At 66.1% G+C, this 24,044-nt stretch carries 20 protein-coding genes; 5 read left to right on the forward strand and 15 right to left on the reverse strand.

From position 1 onward, the window contains the following. Nucleotides 1-3 precede the first annotated feature (3 nt). Nucleotides 4-1,170 (forward strand): lipid-A-disaccharide synthase, encoded by a 1,167-nt coding sequence (lpxB, locus tag F614_RS0101385; RefSeq protein WP_019558083.1) that lies wholly within the window; start codon nucleotides 4-6, stop codon nucleotides 1,168-1,170. A gap of 420 nt (nucleotides 1,171-1,590) precedes the next feature. Here the strand turns inward: lpxB and lpxA are convergent, their stop codons facing one another. The 13 genes from lpxA to rpsB form a co-directional block, all read right to left on the reverse strand. After that, entirely contained in the window at nucleotides 1,591-2,373 is a 783-nt protein-coding gene (gene lpxA, locus F614_RS0101390; protein WP_018866984.1) for an acyl-ACP--UDP-N-acetylglucosamine O-acyltransferase, read from the reverse strand. After that, complete coding sequence (fabZ, locus tag F614_RS0101395) at nucleotides 2,370-2,864, reverse strand: 3-hydroxyacyl-ACP dehydratase FabZ (RefSeq protein ID WP_018866985.1); 495 nt, start codon at nucleotides 2,862-2,864, stop codon at nucleotides 2,370-2,372. The genes lpxA and fabZ overlap by 4 nt, the downstream gene beginning before the upstream one ends. Before the next feature lie 94 nt (nucleotides 2,865-2,958). Then, nucleotides 2,959-3,972, reverse strand: coding sequence for a UDP-3-O-(3-hydroxymyristoyl)glucosamine N-acyltransferase (gene lpxD, locus F614_RS0101400; RefSeq protein WP_019558084.1), 1,014 nt, complete (start codon nucleotides 3,970-3,972; stop codon nucleotides 2,959-2,961). Further along, the gene (locus tag F614_RS0101405; protein ID WP_018866987.1) at nucleotides 3,950-4,465 is read right to left on the reverse strand and encodes an OmpH family outer membrane protein; all 516 of its coding nucleotides are present in this window, start codon (nucleotides 4,463-4,465) and stop codon (nucleotides 3,950-3,952) included. Before F614_RS0101405 ends, lpxD begins: the two co-directional genes overlap by 23 nt. 41 nt (nucleotides 4,466-4,506) lie before the next feature. Beyond that, nucleotides 4,507-6,840 (reverse strand): outer membrane protein assembly factor BamA, encoded by a 2,334-nt coding sequence (gene bamA / locus F614_RS0101410; RefSeq protein ID WP_369771862.1) that lies wholly within the window; start codon nucleotides 6,838-6,840, stop codon nucleotides 4,507-4,509. A 72-nt stretch (nucleotides 6,841-6,912) separates the two neighbouring features. Then, a complete protein-coding gene (gene rseP / locus F614_RS0101415) occupies nucleotides 6,913-8,274 on the reverse strand; it encodes an RIP metalloprotease RseP (RefSeq protein ID WP_019558086.1) in 1,362 nt (453 codons plus the stop codon). Beyond that, nucleotides 8,271-9,473: a 1-deoxy-D-xylulose-5-phosphate reductoisomerase gene (gene ispC, locus F614_RS0101420; protein ID WP_019558087.1), complete on the reverse strand. Its 1,203-nt coding sequence runs from the start codon at nucleotides 9,471-9,473 to the stop codon at nucleotides 8,271-8,273. Before ispC ends, rseP begins: the two co-directional genes overlap by 4 nt. Before the next feature lie 21 nt (nucleotides 9,474-9,494). Continuing rightward, nucleotides 9,495-10,331, reverse strand: a complete 837-nt coding sequence (locus F614_RS0101425; RefSeq protein WP_018866991.1) for a phosphatidate cytidylyltransferase — start codon at nucleotides 10,329-10,331, stop codon at nucleotides 9,495-9,497. Next, entirely contained in the window at nucleotides 10,324-11,076 is a 753-nt protein-coding gene (gene uppS, locus F614_RS0101430) for a polyprenyl diphosphate synthase (protein WP_018866992.1), read from the reverse strand. The genes F614_RS0101425 and uppS overlap by 8 nt, the downstream gene beginning before the upstream one ends. Before the next feature lie 12 nt (nucleotides 11,077-11,088). After that, a complete protein-coding gene (gene frr / locus F614_RS0101435) occupies nucleotides 11,089-11,646 on the reverse strand; it encodes a ribosome recycling factor (protein ID WP_018866993.1) in 558 nt (185 codons plus the stop codon). After that, the gene (gene pyrH, locus F614_RS0101440) at nucleotides 11,639-12,376 is read right to left on the reverse strand and encodes a UMP kinase (protein ID WP_018866994.1); all 738 of its coding nucleotides are present in this window, start codon (nucleotides 12,374-12,376) and stop codon (nucleotides 11,639-11,641) included. The genes frr and pyrH overlap by 8 nt, the downstream gene beginning before the upstream one ends. Nucleotides 12,377-12,478: 102 nt before the next feature. After that, complete coding sequence (gene tsf / locus F614_RS0101450) at nucleotides 12,479-13,348, reverse strand: translation elongation factor Ts (RefSeq protein ID WP_018880223.1); 870 nt, start codon at nucleotides 13,346-13,348, stop codon at nucleotides 12,479-12,481. A 57-nt stretch (nucleotides 13,349-13,405) separates the two neighbouring features. Continuing rightward, complete coding sequence (rpsB, locus tag F614_RS0101455; protein WP_018866996.1) at nucleotides 13,406-14,179, reverse strand: 30S ribosomal protein S2; 774 nt, start codon at nucleotides 14,177-14,179, stop codon at nucleotides 13,406-13,408. A gap of 245 nt (nucleotides 14,180-14,424) precedes the next feature. Between rpsB and map the strand changes: the two genes are divergently transcribed. Further along, nucleotides 14,425-15,210: a type I methionyl aminopeptidase gene (gene map / locus F614_RS0101460; RefSeq protein WP_018866997.1), complete on the forward strand. Its 786-nt coding sequence runs from the start codon at nucleotides 14,425-14,427 to the stop codon at nucleotides 15,208-15,210. 58 nt (nucleotides 15,211-15,268) lie between these two features. Continuing rightward, nucleotides 15,269-17,944, forward strand: coding sequence for a [protein-PII] uridylyltransferase (glnD, locus tag F614_RS0101465; RefSeq protein WP_019558088.1), 2,676 nt, complete (start codon nucleotides 15,269-15,271; stop codon nucleotides 17,942-17,944). 37 nt (nucleotides 17,945-17,981) lie between these two features. On the opposite strand, the gene F614_RS0101470 is transcribed toward glnD, so the two are convergent. Both F614_RS0101470 and F614_RS0101475 read right to left on the reverse strand, forming a co-directional pair. Further along, on the reverse strand, nucleotides 17,982-18,743 hold the full coding sequence (locus F614_RS0101470) for an OmpA family protein (RefSeq protein ID WP_018877467.1): 762 nt from the start codon (nucleotides 18,741-18,743) through the stop codon (nucleotides 17,982-17,984). Further along, complete coding sequence (locus F614_RS0101475) at nucleotides 18,743-19,783, reverse strand: hypothetical protein (RefSeq protein ID WP_038037199.1); 1,041 nt, start codon at nucleotides 19,781-19,783, stop codon at nucleotides 18,743-18,745. The genes F614_RS0101470 and F614_RS0101475 overlap by 1 nt, the downstream gene beginning before the upstream one ends. A gap of 347 nt (nucleotides 19,784-20,130) precedes the next feature. Between F614_RS0101475 and F614_RS0101480 the strand changes: the two genes are divergently transcribed. Continuing rightward, nucleotides 20,131-20,997: a PhnD/SsuA/transferrin family substrate-binding protein gene (locus F614_RS0101480; protein WP_019558090.1), complete on the forward strand. Its 867-nt coding sequence runs from the start codon at nucleotides 20,131-20,133 to the stop codon at nucleotides 20,995-20,997. A gap of 213 nt (nucleotides 20,998-21,210) precedes the next feature. Beyond that, nucleotides 21,211-24,003, forward strand: a complete 2,793-nt coding sequence (locus tag F614_RS0101485) for an EAL domain-containing protein (RefSeq protein ID WP_018877470.1) — start codon at nucleotides 21,211-21,213, stop codon at nucleotides 24,001-24,003. The last annotated feature ends 41 nt before the right edge of the window (nucleotides 24,004-24,044 follow it).

Here is a 24,044-nt window from a genome sequence, read left to right on the forward strand (position 1 = left end):
GCAATGACGCAGCATGTGGTGATCTGCGCCGGCGAAAGCTCGGGAGACGCCCTCGGGGCGGGGCTGGTCCACGAGCTCTCCGCGCTCGAGCCCGGACTGCGCTACTCGGGCATGGGCGGGACACAGATGCGGGCCGCCGGCGTCGACACGCTGATCGACGTCTCCGAGCTCGCGGTGGTCGGCCTGGTCGATGTGCTGGTGAACTACCCGCGCCTGCGCCGGCTGTTCCGGCGCATGAGCCGCCATCTCGAAACCGAGCGTCCGGACCTGCTGGTCCTGGTCGACTACGTGGAGTTCAACCTGCGCCTCGCGGCACATGCCCGCCGCCTCGGGATTCGCGTGCTGTTCTACGTCAGCCCGCAGCTTTGGGCCTGGCGCTCCGGGCGCATCAAGCGCATTCGCCGCTGCGTCGACGCCATGGCGGTCCTGTTCCCGTTCGAGACCGAGGTCTACGAGACCGCCGGCGTACCGGTGCGCTATGTCGGCAACCCGTTGGTGGACCGGGTGCAACCGCCGCAAACACCGATTCGGGAAACGCTGGACCTGCTGCCCGAGACGCGGCTGGTCGGCCTGTTGCCCGGCAGCCGGAGCGGCGAACTGAAGCGCCACTGGCCTATGCTCGTAGACACGGTCCGGCGCATCCATGCCGCGCATCCGGATGTCCGGTTCGTGGTTTCGATGGCGCCCGGGGTGACGACCGATCGCTTGGCCGAACTCGCGGCCTGGGACGACCTGCCCCTCCAGTTCGTGGGAGGTGATGCGCAGACCCATTCCCTGATGGCCGGGGCGGATCTGCTGCTGATTGCCTCCGGCACAGCCACGCTCGAGGCCGGACTGCTCCAGGCCCCGATGCTGGTCTTCTACCGGATGGGGGCCGTGAGCCATGCTGTCTTCTCGCGCCTCGTTCGCCTCGAGAACATCGCCCTGGTCAACATCGTCGGGGGCGAGCGCCTGGTACCCGAATACCTGCAAGAAGATGCCAGCCCCGAGCGCCTCGCGCGGGATGCCATGAGCCTGCTCACACACCCCGAGGAACGGTTGGCCATGCGTGAACGGCTGGCCCGCGTGCGAGAACGCCTGGGGGATGGTGGGGCCGACCGCCGCGTCGCCGAAATGGCGCAGGAACTCCTCCAGCACGGCCATCTGTTGACTAGGGAGACGCTGATTTAATCACAGAGGACACGGAGTGCACGGAGAAGGGAAAGCTCAAAGGCGGTATACAGGAAGCTGGGAAGGCAGGAAGGGGTTACAGGGGTGAGGCGCCGGTGGGCTCGGGGGCATCTGGGAGCTCCTGAGGGAGCGTGGCTGCGAACGTAGCGCGACTATGTTCCGTGAGACGGGGCGCCCTCGCCGTTCGCCACGTCGCTTTGTGACCCAAAATGACGAATGGGTCGCCCCCGGATCACATACCGGTGATGGCCCATTCACTTTGCGGTTACAGCAACGGTCCGCCAGAAAGGCCCGTTTACTGAAACCATCTGAATCGGAATTTCTTCGCCCCTTCCGACCTTCCTGTGAATCGCCTCTGCCCTTCTCCGTGCACTCCGTGTCCTCTGTGGTTCAATGACCGAGGGAGTTGGAGCGCAAAGGTCAGTGGGGGCGGCCGCCGCGCAGGATGCCGCGCCGGCTGCCACGGACAAACCCGATCAGGTTGCGCACCTCGGGGACGTCGGTCTCCTCGAACATCGTGTCGAGGTGGCTCTCGCGGCCGGCCCGGCCGCGCATGCCCTGAATGAATACCCGATGGAGCGCCTGGATGGCCTCGTTGGAAAAGCCATTGCGCTTGAGCCCCACCTTGTTGATCCCGATCAGACGCGCGTAGTTTCCGCTCGCCAGGCAGTACGGCGGCAGGTCGCGGTTCAGGGCGGCCCCCATGCTGGTAAAGGCATAGGTCCCCACCCGGCAGAACTGATGCACCAGGGTGAACCCCCCCAGTGTTGCGTGATCCTGGATCTCCACATGCCCGGCCAGCGAAGTGGCGTTGGAGAAGATGATGCTGTTGCCAATGGTGCAGTCGTGGGCGATGTGCACGTACGCCATGATCAGGTTGTCGTGCCCGATCACCGTTTCGCCCAGCCCCTTCTCGGTGCCCCGGTGCAGCGTCACCGATTCGCGGATCACGTTGCGGTCACCGATCACCAGCCGGGTCGGCTCGCCGCGATAGCTGGTGTCCTGCGGCTCCTCCCCGAGCGAGGAGAACTGGAAGATCCGGTTGTCGCGCCCGATCTCCGTGGGCCCGTTAATCACCACGTGCGGCCCGACCCGGGTCCCGGCGCCGATCTTCACGTTGGCACCGATCACCGAGAACGGTCCGATCTCCACCGAGGAGTCGATCTCGGCACTGGGGTGGACGTCGGCCCGCGGATCAATCACGCCGGAATTTCCTGGCCGGAACACATCAGTTGTGCGGTGGCGCAGACATCCTCGCCGACCTTCGCTACCGCATCGAAGCGCCAGATCCCGCGCACCGTCCGCTTGAGATCGACCCGCAGGTGAAGCTGATCGCCGGGCACCACCTGACGTCGAAAACGCGCCTCGTCGATGCCGACGAACAGGTAGAGCTGCTGCTTGTCCTGATTCTCGTTGCGCGCCTCTTCCGTCTTGAATGCCAGGAGCCCGGTCGCCTGGGCCAGGGCCTCGAGGATCAGGACCCCCGGCATCACCGGCTTGATCGGGAAATGGCCCTGAAAATACGGCTCGTTGATGCTGACATTCTTGATCCCCGTGAGATAGCTGCCCGCCTCCCACTCCAGCACCCGATCCACCATGAGGAACGGGTAGCGATGCGGCAGGTAGCGCATGATCTCCTGGACGTTAAAGTCATCCACGCCGGTGTCCTTTTTCTGATTCTTGAGATGCCGCATACGGACCGCTGCGCGGACGTGCAATACGACGTTCGATCGGTTCTTCGCCCGTACATGGGCCCGAACCGGCTGTTCCCGGGACGGGATCGTCCCCCTAACGTGCCAGGCGTCGCAGCCGTGCCAGCATGCGATTCCACAGCCGCGCCTCCTGATGCGGCACCCCGGACGCGTAGTGACCCGCCCGGTCGATGGAGCGCGTAACCAGCGTCATCGCGTGGATCGTCACGTGATCCGCAATGGAAAGATGGCCCAGGATCCCGGCGCCGCCCCCGATCGCGCAATGGGCCCCGATACGGGCACTCCCCGCAATGCCCGCACAGCCGGCAATGGCAGTATGGTCGCCAATCTCGACGTTATGGGCAACATGAACGAGGTTGTCGATCTTCACACCGGTGCCGATGCGCGTCGCCTGCAGCGCCCCGCGATCAATGGTGGTATTGGCCCCGATTTCCACATCCGAACCGATCACGACGCGGCCCAGCTGCTCGATCTTCTCCCAGCCGTTGCCGCCGGCCGATGCGAAGCCGAAGCCGTCGGCGCCGATCACGCAGCCGCTGTGCAGGATGCACCGTTCCCCGACCTCCACCCCATCGAGCAGCGTCACGCGCGGGTGCAGGAAGGTGCCGGCCCCGATGGTGACGCCCTCACCGACCACACAATGCGCGGACACCACGGCCCCCGCGCCGATCACCGTCCCGGCACCAATCACGGCGCCGACCGCGACGCTTACATCGGCCGCCACCGAAGCACCGGGATCGACGAACGCACCCGGATGTACGCCCGCGGGCCGCAAGCGGCGGCGGGCGCCGAGGCACTGACTCGCACGCGCATAGCCCAGGTAGACATCCTGCAGCACAATCAGGGACCGCCCGGGAATCACAGGCAGGTCCGCGGTTGCGGGCACCAGGATCACGCCCGCGGCACAGTTCTCGATTTCTTCGGCATGCCGGTCGGGGTCGGTGACGAAACTGAGATCCCCGGGTCCGGCTGCGGCCAGCGGGGCCAGCCCCGCAACCCGCCGCTCACCCTCGCCGACGAGCCGCCCGCCCAGGGTTTCCGCCAGCTCGCGGGCGGTATACCCGCCGTCAGTCGCGCTGCATTGCGGCAAGGATGTCGTCCGTAATATCGATGCGATCGCTGGCGTAGAGCACGTTACGCTCGGTGAGGATCAGGTCGATGTCGCGTTCGCGGGCGAGGTCGACAATGGCATCGTTGATGCGCCGCTGGAGCTTGGCCAGCTCCTCGTTGCGGCGCACATTCAGGTCCTCGCTGAAGCTTTCCTGGGCCCGCCGGAACTCGCGCGAGCGCTGCGAGAACTCGCGCTCCAGATCTGCCCGTTCCGACGGATTCATCAGGTCCCCGTCGCGCTCCAGCCGGTCCCGCAGGCGCTGCAGCTCCTCGCGCTCCGCCACGAGTTCCGAGTCGCGCGGGGAAAATTCGCGCTCCAGTTCGCGCATCGCCTCCTCTGCCTGCGGCGAATCCTCGAGGATCCGGTTCATGGTGACGAAGGCCACGTTCTGCGCGCCCGCCGCCGCCGGCAGCACCAGCCACCCGCTGACGACCATCATCACGATCACCCACCAGGCGAGCCCGGATCTCATACCGCCTCCCGATGCCCTGGCATCGTTTGCATCGACCATCTTCAGAAACTGGCCCCCAGCAGGAACTGGAAGCGCTGCAGATCATCACCCGGCTGGTCGTTGAACGGCTCGGCCACACTGAAGCTCAACGGCCCCACCGGGGAGAACCAGGTGACCGCGACCCCGGCCGACGCGCGCAACTCGCTACTATCGAAATCCGACACCTGATCGAACACGTTCCCGGCATCCACGAAAGTACTCATGCGCACCGCGTCGTTGTCGGCGGCAAACGGCATCGGGAAGAACAGCTCCGCGGACAGCGTGGTCCGGAAGCGACCCCCGTAGGGATCGTCGTTCGAATCACGCGTCGCGGGCTGGCCATCCCGCAGCGGGCGCAGGTCGCCCAGGCGGTTGTCCTCATACCCGCGCACGGAGCGAATGCCGCCGGCGAACAGCCGTTCGTAGAACGGCACCTCGTCGCCCCCGTAGCCATCCGCATAGGCCAGCCCGGCCGACAGACTGAAGGAATAGCGATCGGACAGCCGGAAGATCTCCTGGCCCGAGTACGTCAGCTTGTAGAACTCGCGGTCACTGCCCGGAATCGCCACTTCCAGTCCGACCCGGTGCCGCCGACCTTCCGAGGCGAAGGTCGTGCTGTCCCGCGTGTCATGGACGTAGCTGGTCTCCAGCTTGTAGAGATTCGCCGAGTCACCGAACTCGTCCAGCTCGTCAATGATCTCGTCCGGTGTGCCGATGCGCGTCGCAGACGCCTCGACCGTCTCGATTTCGATGTTCTCGAAACCGGGCCGGACCTGGATGCGGTCGAATTCCGACAGCGGGATGCCGTAGGTCACGTCGAAGCCAAAGCGATTCGACGAGTACCGCGAGATGTTCGCCTCCTCGGCATCGATCTTCCGGTAAAAGACAGAGAATCCGCGGCTCGCGCCGGACGGCGTGAAGTGCGGATTGGTCACGCTCATCCGGAACAGCTGGTTGACCTTGCTGGTACTGACCTCGGTCGAGAAGCGGTTCCCGGTCCCGAGAAAGTTGTCCTGGGTCAGACTGGCGGTCAGCAACAGGCCCTGGTTCTGCGAGAAGCCGGCCCCCAGGGACAGGGCCCCCGACTGCTGCTCGGTCACGGTGATGTTCAGGTCCACCTCGTCATCCGTACCGGCGACCCGCTCGGTCTCCACGTTCACGCTCTGCACGAACGGCAAGCGCTGGATGCGCACCCGCGAGCGCTCGATCAGCGCGCCGTTGTACCAGGCGCTCTCCATCTGGCGCAGCTCGCGGCGATAGACCCGCTCCTCGGTGTTCTGGTTGCCGGTAATGCGGATGTTACGCACATACACGCGCGGCCCCGGGTCAACGAAGAAGGTAATCGCGACCTCACGGTTGTCCTCGTCCACATCGGGGACCGGGTTCACGTTGGCGAAGGCATAGCCCTCGCGTGTCAGCCGCTCGCTGATGCGTTCCGCCGACTCGGTGATCTGGCTGCGCGAGAACGGCGCGTCGATATCCACCTCGATCAGGTCTTCCAGCTCCTCGCGCGGGATCACGAACTCGCCAGCCAGATCCACGCCAGTCACCGTGTAGCGCTCGCCCTCGTCCACGTTGATGGTGATGAACAGGTCCTTGCGGTCGGGCGTCAGGGTGACCTGCGTGGAGTCGATGTCGAACTCCAGGAACCCCTGGTCGAGGTAATGCGAACGCAACTGCTCCAGGTCTCCGGAGAGCTTTTCGCGGGAGTAATTGTCACGGCGACTGAAGAACGCCCACCAGCGGGGCACCCCGGATTCAAAACCGCGGGTCAGCTCGCGCGTGCTGTAGCTCTCGTTGCCGACCACGTTGACCTGGCGGATCTTCGCCACCGGCCCTTCCGCGATATCGATCTCTACGTCCACGCGGTTGCGCGGCAGCTCGACGATCTCGACGTCTATCTGGACGTTGTAGCGGCCACGGGCGAAGTATTGCTGGCGCAGTTCGCTCTCGATACGGTCCAGCATAGTCCGGTTGAACACTCGCCCCGAGCGCAGGCCCGCGGAGTTCAGGGCCTCCCGCAGCCCGTCGTCCGGGATGTCGCGGTTGCCGGAGAAGTTGATCTCGTTGATGGCGGGGCGTTCCGAGACGATCACCACCAGCACGTCACCGCGTCGCGCGATCTCGACGTCGTCAAAGAAACCGGTCTGGAACAGCTCGCGGATCACCTCCGGGCTGCGACTGTCGTCGAAGGTATCGCCCACCTGCACGGGCAGATAGCTGAGCGCGGTGCCGGCGGTGATCCGCTCGAGCCCCTCGATCTCGATGTCCTCGATCTCGTAGGCCTGCCCCCAGGCCGTCCCCGCCAGGCCCAGCAAGCCGATCAGGGCCATTCCTCTCAAGCTGTTTCGCGCCATGCTCTCCGCCAGAAAAAGGCCGCTCGGCAGACCCGTCGAAGACCCCCGATCCGGAGGGGCCTGTCGCCACGCCTAGCCGAACAGTCGTGTCAAATCATTGTACAGGGCCAGTGTCATCAGGCCCGCGATCGCCAGGAGCCCCACCTGCTGGCCGATGATCTGGGTACGCTCCGACACCGGGCTGCCCTTGACCGCCTCGGCGGCGTAATACAGCAGATGTCCGCCATCCAGCATCGGGATCGGCAGCAGGTTGATGATCCCGAGGGAAACACTGACCAGCCCCAGGAAACCCAGGAACGCCGAGACCCCGATCAGCGCCGAGACCCCCGCGAACTCGGCTATGGTAACCGGTCCGCTGATATTTTTAACCGACGCATCCCCGGTGATCATTCGCCACAGGATGCCGAGCGTCAGGACCGAGACATCCCACGTGCGCTGGACACCGGAAACAAAGGCCGACACCGGGCCCTGACGCACCAGGACCGCCATCTCCCGCGCCGCCGGCTGATCCGGGTCCACCCCGGCACCGATCCGGCCGATGCGCGTGCCCTCATGATCCACAGCCTCCGGCGTCATGCGCAGCTCCAGGGTTCGGCCATCCCGCTCGACCGTCACCTGCAAGTCCGTCTCCGGACGGGCACGCACGCGCTCGACCCAGTCGTTCCAGTCGGTCACGGCGTCGCCATCCACGGCCAGCACGCGATCACCCGGCTCCAGCCCCGCCGCCGCGGCGGGGCTCCCGGCCTCGACCGCGCCGATACGCGGTTCCAGCGCGGGGCGATACGGCTGCAAGCCCAGCTTGTCGAGGAACTGCCCCTCGCCCAGCAGCGCCTGGCGATCGCGCAGATCCACCTCGCGCTCGAACTCGCGACCCTCCACATCCCGCACCAGCAGGGTCACGGCCTCGCCGCGCACGGCATGATCCAGCAGCCGCAGGTTGGCCTGTTCCCAGTCCACGACCGTGCGATCCCCCACCCGCAGGATCTCCTGCCCGCGCTCGAGCCCGGCCTCGGCGGCCGGCGTCTCCGGCGCCACCTCGCCCAGGATCGGCTTGACCCCTCCCACGCCCACCATGAACATCACGGCGTACACCACGATGGCCAGCAGGAAATTCGCCGCGGGTCCCGCCGACACCACGAAGGTACGCGCCCCGAGACCCTTCTGGTTGAAGGCGCGCGGGATCTCTTCCGGCGCGACGGCCCCCTCGCGTTCGTCCAGCATCTTCACGTAGCCGCCCAGGGGCAGCGCGGCGATCACGAACTCCGTCCGATCCCGTCCGAAGTAGCGCTTGTACAACGGGCGCCCGAAACCGACCGAAAACCGCAGCACCTTGACACCCATCAGGCGCGCGGCCAGGTAATGTCCATACTCGTGCACGGTCACGAGCACGCCGATCGCCACCGCAAATGCCAGCAGGCTCGTCAGAAAGGTCATGACACCACTTGCCGTGCGTTCGCCACCTGCTCCCCGGCGATCGCGCGTGCCTTCCGGTCAGCGCTCAACACCCGCTCCAGCGAGTCCACCGGCTCGGCCTCGATGGCATCGAGAGTGGCGGCGATCACCACTGGGATCTCGCTGAACGCCAGGCGTTCGGCGAGAAACGCCTCCACCGCCACCTCATTCGCCGCGTTCAGCACCGCCGTCGCCGTCCCCCCGCGCTCCAGGGCCTGATAGGCCAGCCCCAGCGCAGGGAAGCGCGCCGCTTCCGGTTCGGAGAACTCCAGCCGGCCCATGGTCAGAAGGTCCAGGGGCTCGACCCCGGATTCCATGCGCTCGGGCCAGGCCAGGGCATGGGCAATCGGTGTTCGCATATCGGGATTCCCGAGTTGCGCGAGCACAGAGCCGTCATCATAGGCCACCATCGAGTGCACGATACTCTGCGGATGCAGCACCACCTGGATCGTCGCCGGCGGTACTGCGAACAGCCAGCAGGCCTCGATCACCTCCAGGCCCTTGTTCATCATCGTTGCGGAGTCCACCGAGATCTTGCGCCCCATCTCCCAGTTGGGATGAGCGCAGGCCTCGTCCGGGGTGATGCCGGCGAAGCTGTCCAGCGGACGATCGCGAAACGGCCCGCCCGACGCGGTCAGCCAGATCCGGCGGGCGCCGTGCGGTGTCACCGGCTCCGCACAGACGTACCCGTTCGGCAGGCACTGGAAGATCGCGTTGTGCTCGGAATCGATGGGCAGCAGGCACGCCCCGGAGCGCCGCACGGCATCCATCAGCAAGGCGCCGGACATCACCAGCGCCTCCTTGTTCGCCAGCAACACCCGCTTGCCCGCCTCCGCCGCGGCCAGCGTGGGCAACAGCCCGGCGCCCCCCACGATCGCGGCCATTACCGCGTCCACCTGCGGCGCGCGAGCCACCTCGGCCAGGGCCTCCGAGCCCGCGCGCACCTGCGTGCGCGAACCGGACGCCGCCAGGGCCGTGCGCAGGGCATCCGCGGCATCCGCATCGACCATCACCGCGATTTCCGGCGCGTGCCGGAGGCACTGCTCGCGCATGCGTTCCACGTTGCGATGGGCCGTCAGGGCATGGACGCGGAACCGTGCCGGCTGACGCGCCACCACGTCCAGCGTGCTCAGCCCGATACTGCCGGTCGATCCGAGAATGGTGAGCTGCGTCGTCTTCATGAGTACCTGCGCCTGCGCGCGCTATCCCGTCACCGGCGAGGCCGGTATCAGCGCCAGCCACAACAGCCCGGCCAGGAACACCGGGGCGGCTGCAACCATACTGTCGAACCGGTCCAGAATACCCCCGTGACCCGGCAGCAAGGAACCACTGTCCTTGGACCCGGCCTCGCGCTTCAGGATGCTCTCGAACAGGTCCCCGACCACCGACACCAGACCGATCAGTACCGACAGCAGAAGGAAGACCAGCGCGTCCATCGGGGCAAGCCCCCACCCGATCGCCACCACGGTCGCGAAGGCCAGTACCGTGAGCAGGCCGCCGAATAACCCCTCGCGGGTCTTTCCGGGGCTGATATGGGGCGCCAGCGGGTTGCGGCCGAAGGCCTTGCCGGCGAAGTAGGCGCCCGTATCCGCGAGCCCCACCAGCACCACCAGATACACCACCAGCAACGGGGCCAGTGCGTGCAGCCAGACGAGGCCCATTCCGGCCGGCACCAGCGTGAGGATCGCCGCAACCGCAAACAGCGGTCCATGTCGGCCGCGCGCGCCCTCCTCGTGTTCCCGGTAGAACGGCAGCACCAGCAGGATCACCAGCCACCACAGCAGGGCCAGGCCCAGAATCAGGTAGTGCAGCGCCCCTGCAGGGGCAGTTCCAAGCGCCAGCACGGGGGCGCCCACGGCCGCGACCAGCGCGGCGCGGGCACCGTGGCCCACCAGTCCCGCCAGGCCGCCCCATTCCCAGGTGGCCAGCCCGAGCACCAGCACCACCAGGAGCAGCACGGCCCAGTTGGGGCCCCAGGCCACCAGGGCCAGGGCCGGCAGGCCCAGGGCCGACGCCGTCAGGATCCGTTGCCTAAGCACCCGTCGCCTCCCCCGGCGCGGCCGCGTCGCCCGCGGCCGGCACGCGCCCGAAGCGGCGCTGGCGGCTTGCGTACCAGGTCAGCCCTTCCTCCAGCTCCGTATTCGTCACATCCGGCCAGAAGGTCTCGATGAACAGCAGTTCGGCGTAGGCCGCCTGCCACAAGAGGAAATTGCTGACCCGGTGTTCACCCCCGGTGCGGATCAGCAGATCCACGTCCGGCAGGCCGGCCGTACTCAGATATCCGGAGAAGGCGGCTTCGGGGTCCGCTCCGCGGTCGCTGTCGGCCACCCAGCGCCGGGCCGCCTGCAGGATGTCCCAGCGCCCGCCATAGCCCAGCGCCACCACCAGGCACATGCGGTCGTTCCCGGCGGTGGCCTCCTCGGCCTCGGTCATGCGTGCCTGAAGATCGGACGGGAACGTGGCGCGATCCCCGATAAAGCGCAGCACGATACCGCGCTCGACCAGTTCCGGAAGCTCCGCCTCGATGGCGGAGACAAACAGGTCGAACAGGGCCTCGACCTCTTCCCGGGGGCGGCCCCAGTTCTCGCTGCTAAAGGCAAACAGGGTGAGGGTGCCAACGCCCTGTTCGGCAAAGAAGCGCACGGCGTTGCGCGTCGCCTCCAGCCCGGCGCGGTGGCCTTCGGATCGGCTCAGACCGCGCGCCTCGGCCCAGCGGCCGTTGCCATCCATGATGATGGCCACATGCGCGGGAAGCCCATCGCGGGGTTTGGGGATAACCGGCATCGTGCGCGCCGGTCAGACTTCCATCAACTCGGCTTCCTTGTCCGCCAGCATCGCGTCGATCTTGGCGATGTGGTCGTCGGTCAGCTTCTGGACCTGCTCCTGGGCCTTGTGCTCGTCGTCCTCGGACATCTCCTTGTCCTTGACCAGCTGCTTGAAGGCATTGTTGGCGTCACGCCGGATATTGCGCACGGCGACCCGTGCGTGCTCGGCCTCCGCCTTCACCACCTTCACCAGCTCGCGGCGGCGCTCTTCCGTCAGCGCCGGCAGCGGCACCCGGATCACGGTCCCCATGCTCGCCGGGTTCAGCCCCAGATCGGAGGTCATGATGGCCTTCTCGACCTTACCCACCATGTCCTTCTCGTACGGCACCACGGCCAGGGTGCGCGCATCCTCGGCCGTGATGTTCGCGACCTGGTTGATCGGCACTTCCATGCCGTAGTACTCCACGTGCACGTGCTCGAGCAGCGTGGGGTGCGCCCGCCCCGTGCGGATCTTCGACAGTTCGTTGCGCAGCGCTTCCAGGCTCTTGTCCATGCGCTCGCGCGCGTCCTTGATGGTGGCGTCACTCATTGCGGGATCCCTCGACCAGGGTACCCACCGCCTCGCCCATCACGAGCCGCTGCAGGTCGCCCCTGGCAAACATGTTCATTACACGAATCGGCAGGCCGTTGTCGCGGCACATCACCAGGGCCGTGGTATCCATCACGCCCAGGCGCCTTTCCAGCGCATCATCGAACGTCAGGCGTTCAAAGCGTCGGGCATCCTTGCTCTTGACCGGGTCGGCATCGTAGACACCGTCGACCTTGGTCGCCTTGATCATGATATCGGCGTTGATCTCGATCGCCCGCAGGCTGGCCGCGGAGTCCGTCGTAAAGAACGGATTACCGGTCCCGGCCGCGAACACCACGATCCGCCCCTTCTCGAGATGGCGCACCGCACGGCGCCGGATGTAGTCCTCGCAGACCTGGTTGATCCGGATCGCCGACATTACTCGAGAGAAACGCCCGGCCCGCTCGATCGCATCCTGCAGCGCCAGCGCGTTGATCACCGTCGCCAGCATGCCCATGTGATCACCGGTCACCCGGTCCATACCGCCCTGCGCCAGACCCGCACCGCGGAAGATATTACCGCCACCGATCACGATGCCGACCTCTACCCCCATGCGGGAGAGCTCCGAGACCTCTTCGGCCACCTGCGCCAGGACATCCGGGTCCACCCCGTAGGATTGCTGGCCCATCAGGGCCTCCCCGCTCAACTTCAGAAGGATGCGCCGGTACGCGGGCTGGCTGTCCTGACTCATGGAGTTCCTTATCTCGGGCTCGTTATTCTCGCTTGCCAGTTTTTTCTGGCCCTCTTATCCGGAAACGGCCGCTTCAAGCGGCCGCCCCGGGATCCTGCTGGATCAGGCGCCGCGCGCCTGAGCCATGACCTCTTCGGCGAAGTTCTCGGTCTTCTTCTCGATGCCCTCGCCCACTTCATAGCGGATGAATCCGGACACCGACGCACCCTTGCTCTCCAGCAACTGGCCGACGGTCTGATCGGGGTCCTTCACGAACGGCTGGCCGACCAGGGTAATCTCGCCCAGGTACTTGCGGATCCGGCCCTCGATCATCTTCTCGATGATGTTCTCGGGCTTGCCGGACTCCTCGGCCTGCGCCTTGAAGATCGCGCGTTCCTTGTCGAGCATTTCGGTCGGCACCTGGCTTTCGTCCACGCACACCGGGTGGCTGGCTGCGATATGCATGGCAATGTCCTTAGCCAGCGCCTCGTCTCCGCCGTTCAGGCCGACCAGCACACCGATGCGGGCACCATGCTGGTAGAAGCCCAGGGCCCCTTCCGCGCTCATCCGCTCGAAGCGACGCACCTGGACGTTCTCGCCCACCTTGGCGATCAGCTGGGTGCGCTGCTCTTCCAGGGTCTGGCCATCCACGGTCTCGGCCATCAGACCCTCGACGGAATCGGCTGCGGTGTTCAGCGCCACCTTGGCGCAGGTGCCGGTGAAGGCGCGGAAGTTGTCGTCATTGCCAACGAAGTCGGTTTCGCAGTTGATCTCGACGATCACGGCCTGCGAACCCTCGCAGGCGATCTCGACCCGGCCCTCGGCCGCAACCCGATCCGCCTTCTTGTCGGCCTTGGCCATGCCGGACTTGCGCATGGCTTCCACGGCCGCTTCCAGGTCTCCCCCGGTCTCGGTCAGGGCCTTCTTGCATTCCATCATGCCGGCGCCAGTGCGCTCGCGCAGTTCTTTCACTTGTGCAGCAGTAATCTGCATCGTTGGTGCTCCTGAATCATGCTCGGACCGGCCGCCTCGGGCGGCCGGTCCCGGTTATCAAGCGGGGTTGGCAGGCGACGCGGTATCGTCGGAACCTTCGGCCGCGGCCGGCTCGGCGAACTCTTCTTCGCTCACGCCACCGGTGCTCACGGCGCCCTTGGCCTCGATGATCGTGTCGGCGATCGCGGCCACGTAGAGCTGGATGGCACGCATCGCGTCATCATTGCCCGGGATCACGTAGTCCACGCCTTCCGGGGAATGGTTGGAATCGACCACGGCTACCACTGGGATGCCGCGCTTCTTCGCCTCGGCCACGGCAATCTTTTCGTAGCCCACGTCGATCACGAACATGGCGTCGGGCATGCGGTTCATGTCCTTGATACCGCCCAGGCTGCGATCCAGCTTTTCCTTCTCGCGGCGACGGCTCAGGGCCTCGCGCTTGTTCAGGACCTGGAAGCTGCCGTCGGCGTCCATCGTCTCGAGATCCTTCAGGCGCTTGATCGACTGCTTGACCGTGTTGAAGTTGGTCAGCATCCCGCCCAGCCAGCGGTGGCTCACGTGCGGCATGCCGCAGCGACGTGCCTCTTCCGCGACCACGTCGCGCGCCGAGCGCTTGGTGCCGACAAACAGGATCTGGCCGCCGTCGGCGGCGAGCTTGCCGAGGAAGTTCAACGCGTCGTTGAACATCGGCAGGGACTTCTCGAGGTTGATGATATGAATCTTGTTGCGTTCCCCGAAGATGTACGGGGCCATCTTGGGATGCCAGTAACGCGTCTGGTGGCCGAAGTGCACGCCGGCCTCCAGCATCTGTCGCATAGTCACGAGGGACATGAGGTTTCTCCTGTAACGGGTTGAGCCTCCACGTATCCCGATCTGAAACCCGAACCGAATCTTCTTCGCGAGCGGGCACCCGACAGACCGTGCCGATACGTGTGTGGATTAAGGTTTCGAACACCGGCCCCGCAAAGGGCGGCATCCGGCCCCGCCGAATTGCCAGCGAGGCGCGCGCTTTATAGCATAGGACGCTTACCCGAACCAAACGCCGAGCCCCTCCGGGCGCCGCGGCGGGAGCCCCCATGTCCGTTTCCATCAAGACCCCCGAAGAGATCGAACACATGCGCGTCGCCGGCCGCCTGGCCGCCGAAGTCCTCGAGATGATCGAGCCCCATGTGCAGGCCGGCGTGACCACCGGGGAGCTGGACCGGATCTGTCACGACTACATCGTGAACACCCAGGACGCGATCCCGGCCCCGCTCAACTACCGGGGCTTTCCCAAGTCGATCTGCACCTCGGTGAACCACCAGGTCTGCCACGGCATCCCGGGCGACCGGAAGCTGAAGAACGGCGACATCCTCAACATTGACATCACCGTCATCAAGAATGGCTTTCACGGCGATACCAGCCGCATGTTCGTGATCGGCAAGGCCGGCATCCAGGCCCAGCGGGTGATCGACGTGGCGCGCACCAGCATGTACCTCGGCATCCAGCAGGTCCGCCCCGGGGCGACGCTGGGCGACATCGGACACGCCATCCAGGAATACGCCGAGGCCCGGCGCTGCTCCGTGGTGCGCGAATTCTGCGGTCACGGGATCGGGCGCGGCTTTCACGAGGACCCACAGGTCCTGCACTACGGCAAGCCCGGCACCGGCATGACGCTGGAGGAAGGCATGTGCTTCACCATCGAACCCATGATCAATGCCGGACGCCGGCATACGCGCATCCTCGCCGACGGCTGGACCGCCGTGACCAAGGATCACAGCCCCTCGGCCCAGTGGGAGCACACCATCCTGGTGACCGCGGATGGCTACGAGATCCTGACCCTGCGCAAGGACGAAACCCCGCCCCAGGAGATCGCGGCCTGATCCGGGCTTTTCGCCTCCCTTACCCGCCGATTCGCACCAACAACGCCACGGAGTTGCAATGAATCCTGCGGGCAGCACCCCCGGCGAACTCGATACCCCGGCCTTCACGGCCGACTGGGGCGAGGACTATCAGCGCCTGAGCCGCAACCCGGGGAACATCGCCCTGTTCCGGGACCGCCGCCGCGCCATCCTGGAGCAGCAGTACCAGGGCTTTCGTGACGGCATGCCCATCGCCGAACTGATCCATGGCCATGCCCGGCGCATCGACGAGCTGCTCAAGCTGATCTGGGCGCAGAAGGGCCTGGCCGACGACGACCGGCTGTGCCTGATCGCAGTCGGGGGCTACGGGCGCGGCGAACTGCATCCCGCCTCCGACATCGATATCCAGATCATCCTCGAGGGCGAGCACGACCGTGCCCGCTTCGACCGCATCAGCGATTTCGTCACCTTCCTCTGGGATATCGGCATCGAAGTCGGACACAGCGTGCGCAGCATCGAAGACTGCACCCGCGAGGCGCGCGACGACATCACCGTTGCGACCAACCTGATCGAGGCCCGCTACCTGGCCGGTCATCTGGGTCTGTTCAACGACTTCCGCCAGGCCATCGAACCCGATCGCATCTGGGACTCGCGCAGTTTCTACGCCGCCAAGCTGGCGGAACAGCAGGCCCGGCATCGCCGCTTCGGCGAGACCGCCTACCGCCTGGAGCCAAACGTCAAGGAAGGCCCTGGCGGGCTGCGCGACATCCAGATGATCGGATGGGTCACCAAGCGCCACTACGGCGCCGAGCGCATCGAGGAACTGGTCTCGCTGGGCTTCCTGCGCGAGGGCGAATTCCGCGAGATGATGGAGGGCCAGAACTTCCTCTGGCGCGTGCGCTTCGCCCTGCACATGCTGGCCGGCCGCCGCGAGGACCGCCTGCTGTTCGACCTGCAGCGCCAGCTGGCCAACACCTTCGGCTTCGTCGACCAGAACCACAACCGGGCGGTCGAGCAGTTCATGCAGCGCTACTTCCGCACCATCAACGACCTCGAGCGCCTGAACGAGCTGCTGCTGCAGCACTTCAACGAGGCCATCCTGGACGACCCCGAAAACCTGCAGGAACCGGTGCGCATCCATCAGCGCTTCCAGCTCCGGGGCGGCTATCTCGAGGCCGCGCACGACCAGGTCTTCATGATCTACCCGCCGGCCCTGCTGGAGGTCTTCCGCCTGTTGCAGGAACACCCCGAGATCCAGGGCATACGGGCCTCCACCATCCGCCTGATCCGGGCCCACCGCCACCTGATCGACGGTCACTTCCGGCGCAACCCGGTCTGCCGCGAGCTGTTCATGGACATCCTGCGCGCGCCGCGCGGCATCACCAGCCAGCTCCGCCGGATGAACCGCTATGGCGTGCTGGGCAACTATCTGCCGGCCTTCGGCCGCATCATCGGGCGCATGCAGTATGACCTCTTCCACGCCTACACCGTGGACGAACACACCCTGAACGTGGTGCGCAACGCGCGCCGGCTCGCGCTGCCCGAGTTCGCCCACGAACAACCCCTGGCGCACCGCATCCACGCGAGCCTGGAACGGCCGGAACGCCTGGTCCTGGCCGCGCTGTTTCACGACATCGCCAAGGGTCGCGGCGGCGACCACTCCGAGCTGGGCGCCCACGACGCCCTGCACTTCTGCCAGCAACACGGGCTCTCGGACGCCGATGCCGGGCTGGTCGCCTGGCTGGTGCGCTCGCACCTGCTGATGTCCCTCACGGCCCAGCGCAAGGACATCTCGGACCCCGAGGTGGTCCTCGGCTTCGCACGGGAGGTCGCCACCGGCGAACGCCTGGACTTTCTCTATCTGCTCACGATTGCCGATATCCGCGGCACCAACCCGGAGCTATGGAACAGCTGGAAGGATGCCCTGCTCCAGACCCTCTACCACGCCACGCGCAACGTCCTCGATCGTGGCCTGGACACCCCGCCGGACATGGACGAGCAGATCCGGCAGACGCGCGTCGAGGCGCTCGAGCGGCTGCAGCAACAGGGCTTCGATCCGGAACAGGCGCGTCGGCTGTGGGATGAACTCGACGACGAGTATTTCCTCCGCCATTCCGCCGACGAGATCGCCTGGCATGCCCAGGCCCTGCTCCCGCTGGACCCGGACGCGCTCCCGCTGATCCTGGTACGCCCCAAGACCTCGCGCGGCAGCACCGAGATCTTCGTCTATGCCGAGGATCACCCGCAGATCTTCGCCCGCATCACCAGCGCATTGACCCAGCTCGGGCTCGACATCGTGGACGCCCGCATCATCACCACGGCGGGTGGCCGCACCCTGGATACCTTCCTGGTCCTGGAGAGCGGCGGCGGCCAGACCGTCGATGCCGGCTATCGCGCCGACGAGATCCGCCATGCCCTGGAGCAGGAACTCGCCCGCCAGGGCAGCACCCCCAACCCCGCCACGCGTCAGCTACCGCGACGCCTCAAGCACTTCGACGTGGACACCCGCATCGAATTCGAGCCGGCGCCCGGGGGCCACGCCACGCGTATGCGCCTGCGGGCCCTGGATCGACCGGGCCTGCTGTCCACCATCGGGCATATCCTTGGCGAGCAGGGTATCGACGTCCGCACCGCCCGCATCGCCACGGCCGGCGAACAGGTCGAAGACAGCTTCCTGCTGAGCCGACCCGGGCGCACCCCGCTGGACGCCGAGGCACAGACCCGACTGCGCGAGGCCCTGCTTCAGGCCCTCTGACGCCGAGGGAAACACTGATTACGTGTTCCCCTTACGATCAGCGCCCGCGCGCCTCCAGCGGCAAGGGGTCCGGCGCCGCCGGCGAGGCCTCGCCCAGCAGGCGCGTTTCAAAGTCCGTCAGCACGCTGAATTCGACCCGTCGGGAGGCGCGGCGGTCCTCCTCGCCCTGTGCATCCAGCACCCGCCGCGAAGATGACAGGCCCACGGCGGCGACCCGCGAGCGAAACCAGTCCGCCTCCTGCAGGGGTTCCAGCTGGTAGGCATATTCCAGCACCGCCCGCGTGCGCCGCTGGCTAAGATCCATGTTGCCGAAATAAGCCTCCAGGGGATCGTCGCTCCCGGCCCACTCACTCGAGGTGTGGCCTTCGATTCGCACCTCCCGGATCACGTCGGCGAACGGGCGCAGCTGTTCGGCATAGCGCGGCATGAAATCCGCCAGAATCGCTTCGAATCGCGGCCGGATGGAGGCCGAACTGCGCTCGAACAGGACCTCCGGCTCACGGAAACGCAGCGTCAGGCTGTCGCGATCCAGCTCCGCGTTCCAGCGCGGCAGATCCTCCCGGAACTCCTCCTCGAGCACCGAATAGATCGCCGCGCGCAGCGCGGCCGCCTCGTTGCGCACCTCCGTGTGCGCGGCACTCTCGCGCTCCACCTGCACCATATGCAGCAGGGCGAGGAACAGAAAGATCATCATCAACGCCGCCATCAGATCCGCCACGGCGAGCCAGTGCGAGCCCTGGTCCGCCTCGCTGCCGGGGCCCTCGGCCCGGCGTCCGCGCCGCGCCATCCACGCAAACATCAGTTACGCCCGCCCGCTGATGCCACCGGCCGGCTCCAGCGCTGCTCGGCCGCGTGTCCGGCCTGAACGGCGTTCTCGATGCTCTCGAGCATCGCCTCCAGGCGGGCATCCATGGCGGGGAAAGCCTCGGTTGCGCGATCGCGCAGGGCGGCGATGCTGCCCAGCAGCGCCTCCAGTTCGACCGTCTCGCGGCGCAGGCTGGAGAGCGTCGACTCCTGATCCTCCACGTGACGCGTGATCTGCAGGGCCTGGCCCGTCATGCGCTCCAGCGTCTGCTCGGTCTGCTCGACCCCGCTGCGCGCCTGATCAAAGGCACGCTGCAGGGTTTCCATCTGCTGACGGTACTGATCCTGCCACTCCAGCAGTCTCGCGACCGAGTTATCCAGGCGGCGGAAGTTCTCCCCGAACTGCTCGCCAAGACGATGGTTGAAATCGTGGATCACCCGCTCCAGCGCCTCGACGAGATGCGTGCTGCTCATTTCGGTGATGCGCTCGGCCATGCCGTCCAGCGCCCCGGTCAGTTCCCGGTGCTGCCGCTCCAGCCGGGCATCGAGGCGCTGGTCCAGAGTCCGCACGGCCTCGACCATCGCCAGTGCGGCATCGCGCTGCTGTGCGGCCAGTTGCGCCGGATCTTTGGTGCCGTTTGTCGCCTCGGCGGGAACCTCGCGCTCCGCGAGAGCCGCGGTGGGCGTCAACACCTGCACCATGCGCAGCACCGCCGACAGGAGGATGCCCACGATACTGGTCACAAAGGCCAGCTTGAGCCCCTCCAGCAACGCGGGGATGCTCGCCTCCACACGTCCCGCATCGAAGTCCAGCAGGCCAATCGCCACCCCCAGGAACGTCCCGAGGATCCCGAGCGTGGTCAGCAACGCGGGCGCGGCCCCCTGCAGGGCCTTCGCGCGCCGCAGCGCCGTCGCGCCCAGGGCCACCAGGAACAACGCGAACAACACCAGCGCGAACAGGCCAATCACCGTCAGCGGGCTGAGCCCCTGTAGTGTCGCCAGCAAGGCCTCTGCGATCCTGTCCAATACTCCCATCCTGAATTCTCCTGCCGCACCCCGGGCACGCTTGTGTACTGCCGGTTCAAACAAGCAAGAAAAGCGCCAGTTTCGCCGAAGGCGCGGCAAGGCCGCTTGGACACCCACCAGAACCGACGAGTTATTGACGATTTCCAGGCGGGTCACACAACTCTGCGCTCAAATCGTCAGCTTGCCGGCACCGCCATCCCCAACCGTTTCACGACGGGTCGTTCCGGTCGCTTTGGGCTTTACTCGATATTCGGAATGCCGTATGAACGAGAGAGGGGCGCAATGACATGACCAGAACACGCACAAACCCCGCACGTGTTCCTGCCGCGCACTGGATCACGCGGCCGGCCAGTGCGGTGCTCATCCCGGTTCTGCTGATGCTCGGCGGTTTGCCAGCACTGGCAAACGATGCCCAGACCCGGTCCCTTGGCATCCAGCCCTTTCTCAGCCCCCCAGCCCTCTTCGAGCGATACGCACCGCTGCGCGACTGGCTGAGCGAGCAGCTCGAGGTTCCGGTTCGAATCGAATCTGCGCGAACCCGTGACGTCTTCCACCAAAGACTCGCTGCCGAACGCTACGACCTGGTGTTCACCTCGCCGCATGTGGTGCCATTCCTTGAAACGGAGACGCGCTACCAGGCGATAGCGGCCACCCGGGACCGGCTGGCGATTCTGATTGCGGTGCTACCCGAAACGCCATTCGACAGTGTCGAGGACCTGGCGAATGCACGCATTGCCGCACCCTTCGAGGAAAGCCTGGCATCGGCCTACCTGGATCACGCCCTCTCCAGGCAACTATGGACAGACGGAGCATCCCGGCCGATCATCCAGCACCACCACCATCACAGCGCCGCCGTCACTACCTTCCTGCGCGGCGAAACAGAGGCCCTGGTTCTGGTCACGGATGGTGACGTGGTGGAATCTCTCACCCGTCTGGGTGCTACGACCATGCTGATGTCACTCGGGGATGGGACTCTCGTGCGTGTCATCGAGGCATCACCCACTTTCCCCGGCATGACGCTATTGGCACGCAACGCCGTCGTCGCGGAAGCCGGTGATTTGACCCGCTCGCTCATCAGCCTTGAAGACACCGCCCAGGGGCAGCACCTCCTGCGCGCGATACGCCACCGAGGTTTCGTTGCCGTTCAGGACACCGACTTCCTGCCTTTTCGCCAGGAGGCGTTCGAAAATGCATTCGATTCGTTCGAACCCAAGGAGGAATGAGGTGGGCTCCAGGAGCCTGTGTGGCGACGTTGCCACGATGGGCATCTACGGAACAGTCCCGTAGAATATGCGCGACAATTTCGGCTTTTGACCAATCATCCCTACTGGCAAGCCCCCGACTCGGAACCCTTCCATGAACCGCTCCGGCCTGGCTCCAACCAGCTTCGGCCCCAGCCTTCTGGTGGCGCCGCGAACACGCGAGCCAAGCCCCGCATGCGCCTGAATTTCGCCTGGCAGATCATCATTGGCACCGTCGCGATCCAGGTCGCGATGGTCGCAGTACTGATGTTCAGTGGCATCTCCCAGGTGCAGCAGAACCAGTCGCAGATGCTGGAGCGCTTTGCTGAGCAGCAGGGGCGCCTCCTGTCCAGCGCGCTGACTCCGGGGCTGGCCTACGCTGATCCGGCGATGCTGCAGGACCTGCTGGACCTGGTCGCGGACGACTCCCACGTGCTCTACGCGGTAGTGCTCGATGCCCAGGACCAGCCCATGGCCTCCGTGGGCATCTCGCCGGAGGCAATCCCCGAATCCGGCGACCGCATTCGCACTGCCCCCGGACAGATCGAGATCCTCCGGGACATCGAACTGGCCGGACAACCCCTGGGCACCCTCGCGGTCGGGTATTCGACGGACGCCATCGATGCCCTGTCCGCCGACCTCCTGCAGCGCAACGTCCTGCTGGCCATGGGGGTTCTGGTACTGTCGATGGTCGCCGCGATTGTGTTCAGTCTGGTGATCACCCGCCGGCTGCGCCTTTTGAATCAGGGCGCGAAGGCCCTGCAGGTCGGCCGCCTGGACCATCGCATCCCGATGCGCTCGAACGACGAATTCGGCGACCTCGCGCGCACCTTCAACGACGTCGCCGCCCATCTCGGCACAACCCAGACCACGCTGGAACAGCAAAACCAGCAACTCAACCGCTCGGTCGCGCGCCTGGAATCCATGCTGGGCGGGGCCAATGCCATCCTGTGGGAGGCCAACCCCGCCACTCACGAATGGGAGTTCGTCGCCGGCGACACCCGCCACCTGCTCGGCTTTCCCGCGCGCAATCTGGGCCGCGGCGAACTGCGGGCCCGCCACATCCATCCAAGCGACCTGCCACGGGTCCAGAACGCCGCCCGCGAGAGCCGCAAGCAGTCGCGCACCGTGGACTACCGCTTTGCCCACCGCGACGGCCAGTGGATCTGGCTGCGCGACATCCTGTCCTGGGCCACGGACGGTGACGGCCGCGAGAGCCTGCGCGGACTGACCCTGGATATCACCGCCCATCGCCGCACCACCGATGCCCTGGCCGAAAGCGAGAATCGCTACCGCGATGTCGTGGACCACATCTCCGAGGTCATCTTCCGGACCGATGCGGACGGTCGCTGGACCCTCCTGAACCCGGCCTGGGAACACCTCACCGGCTTCAGCGTGGAGGAGACCCTGGGCCGCCCGATGTGCGACTTCGTGGCCCCGGAGGACACCGAGGACGCCCGCAGCTTCTGCGCCACCCTGCTGGAGGGCGGGTCCCATGCCCAGTCCGAGGAGATCCGCCTGCGCACCCGCGAAGGCGACATCCGCTGGGTCAGCGTCTATGCCAGTGCCCGGTTCAATGAGCGCGGCGAGGTCACGGCGACCTTCGGCACGATGACCGACATCTCCGACCGCAAGCAGGCCGAGGACGAGATCCGCCGTCTCGCCTTCTTCGACGGCCTGACCCATCTGCCCAACCGTACCCTGCTGCACGATCGACTGAGCCAGACGCTCGGGAACACCGAGCGCAGCCATTTGCACGGCGCGCTCCTGTTCATCGACCTCGACAACTTCAAGGACATCAACGACACCCTGGGGCATGCCGTGGGCGACGACCTGCTGCGGCAGGTCGCCGAGCGCATGCAGGACTCGGTCCGCGAGGCCGATACCCTGGCGCGCCTTGGGGGCGACGAGTTCGTGGTCATCCTCAACGACCTCCACCCCGACCCGGCGCGGGCCGCGACCCAGGCGGAAGCGGTGGGACGCAAACTGATCGACCTCCTGCGCGACCCCTTCGAGCTCGCCGGACAGAAACGCCATGTCACCCCGAGCATCGGCGCCACGCTGTTCAGCGGCCGCAGTCTGGGCGTGGAAGAGATCCTGAAACAGGCGGACCTGGCGATGTATCGGGCGAAGAACGCCGGGCGCAACACCGTCCGCTTCTATGACCCCGACCTGCACCGCGCGGTCGAGGCCCGCTTCGAACTCGAGAGCGAGCTGCGCCATGCGCTCGATCAGGACCACTTCAGCGTGCACTACCAGCCGCAGGTGGATGCCTCCGGCGCGGTCATGGGCGCCGAGATCCTGCTGCGCTGGATGCACGAAACCCGTGGCGCGATCTCCCCCGCCGAGTTCATTCCGGTCGCCGAACAGACCGGCCTGATCGTCCCGATCGGACGCAAGGTCATGCGCGCGGCCTGCGAGCAACTGGCCGCCTGGCAGCACCAGCCGGCCTTCCGTGACCTGACGCTGTCGGTCAACGTCAGCGCCCGCCAGTTCCGCCACCGCCACTTCGTCCGCGACCTGGCGGCGATCCTGGACGAAACCGGCGCCCCCGGGGAACGCCTGAAACTGGAACTGACCGAGAGCATGCTGCTGGAGAACGTGGAAACGGTCATTGCCCACATCGAGGAACTGCGCACGCTCGGGATCGAATTCTCCCTGGACGACTTCGGCACCGGTTACTCGTCGCTGGCCTACCTCAAGCGCCTGCCGCTGGCCCAACTAAAGATCGATCAATCCTTCGTGCGCGATGTGCTGGATGACCCGAACGATGCCGCGATTGCCCAGATGGTGGTCAATCTGGCCCACACCCTGGACCTCGACGTGATCGCCGAAGGGGTGGAGAACGACGATCAGCGCGCCTTCCTGTTCGGCCTGGGCTGCCGTCATTTCCAGGGCTACCTGTACGGTCACCCCGACACCCTGGCCGTCCTGGAGGCACAGGTCCTCCGCCAGGCGGGAAACCGCCACCCGGCCGCCCACCGATAACCGTTCAATTTAAACGAACGTTAAGGGGCTTTTTTCGGCAT

This window comes from Thioalkalivibrio sp. ALE12, assembly GCF_000381105.1.
Taxonomy (GTDB): Bacteria; Pseudomonadota; Gammaproteobacteria; order Ectothiorhodospirales; family Ectothiorhodospiraceae; genus Thioalkalivibrio.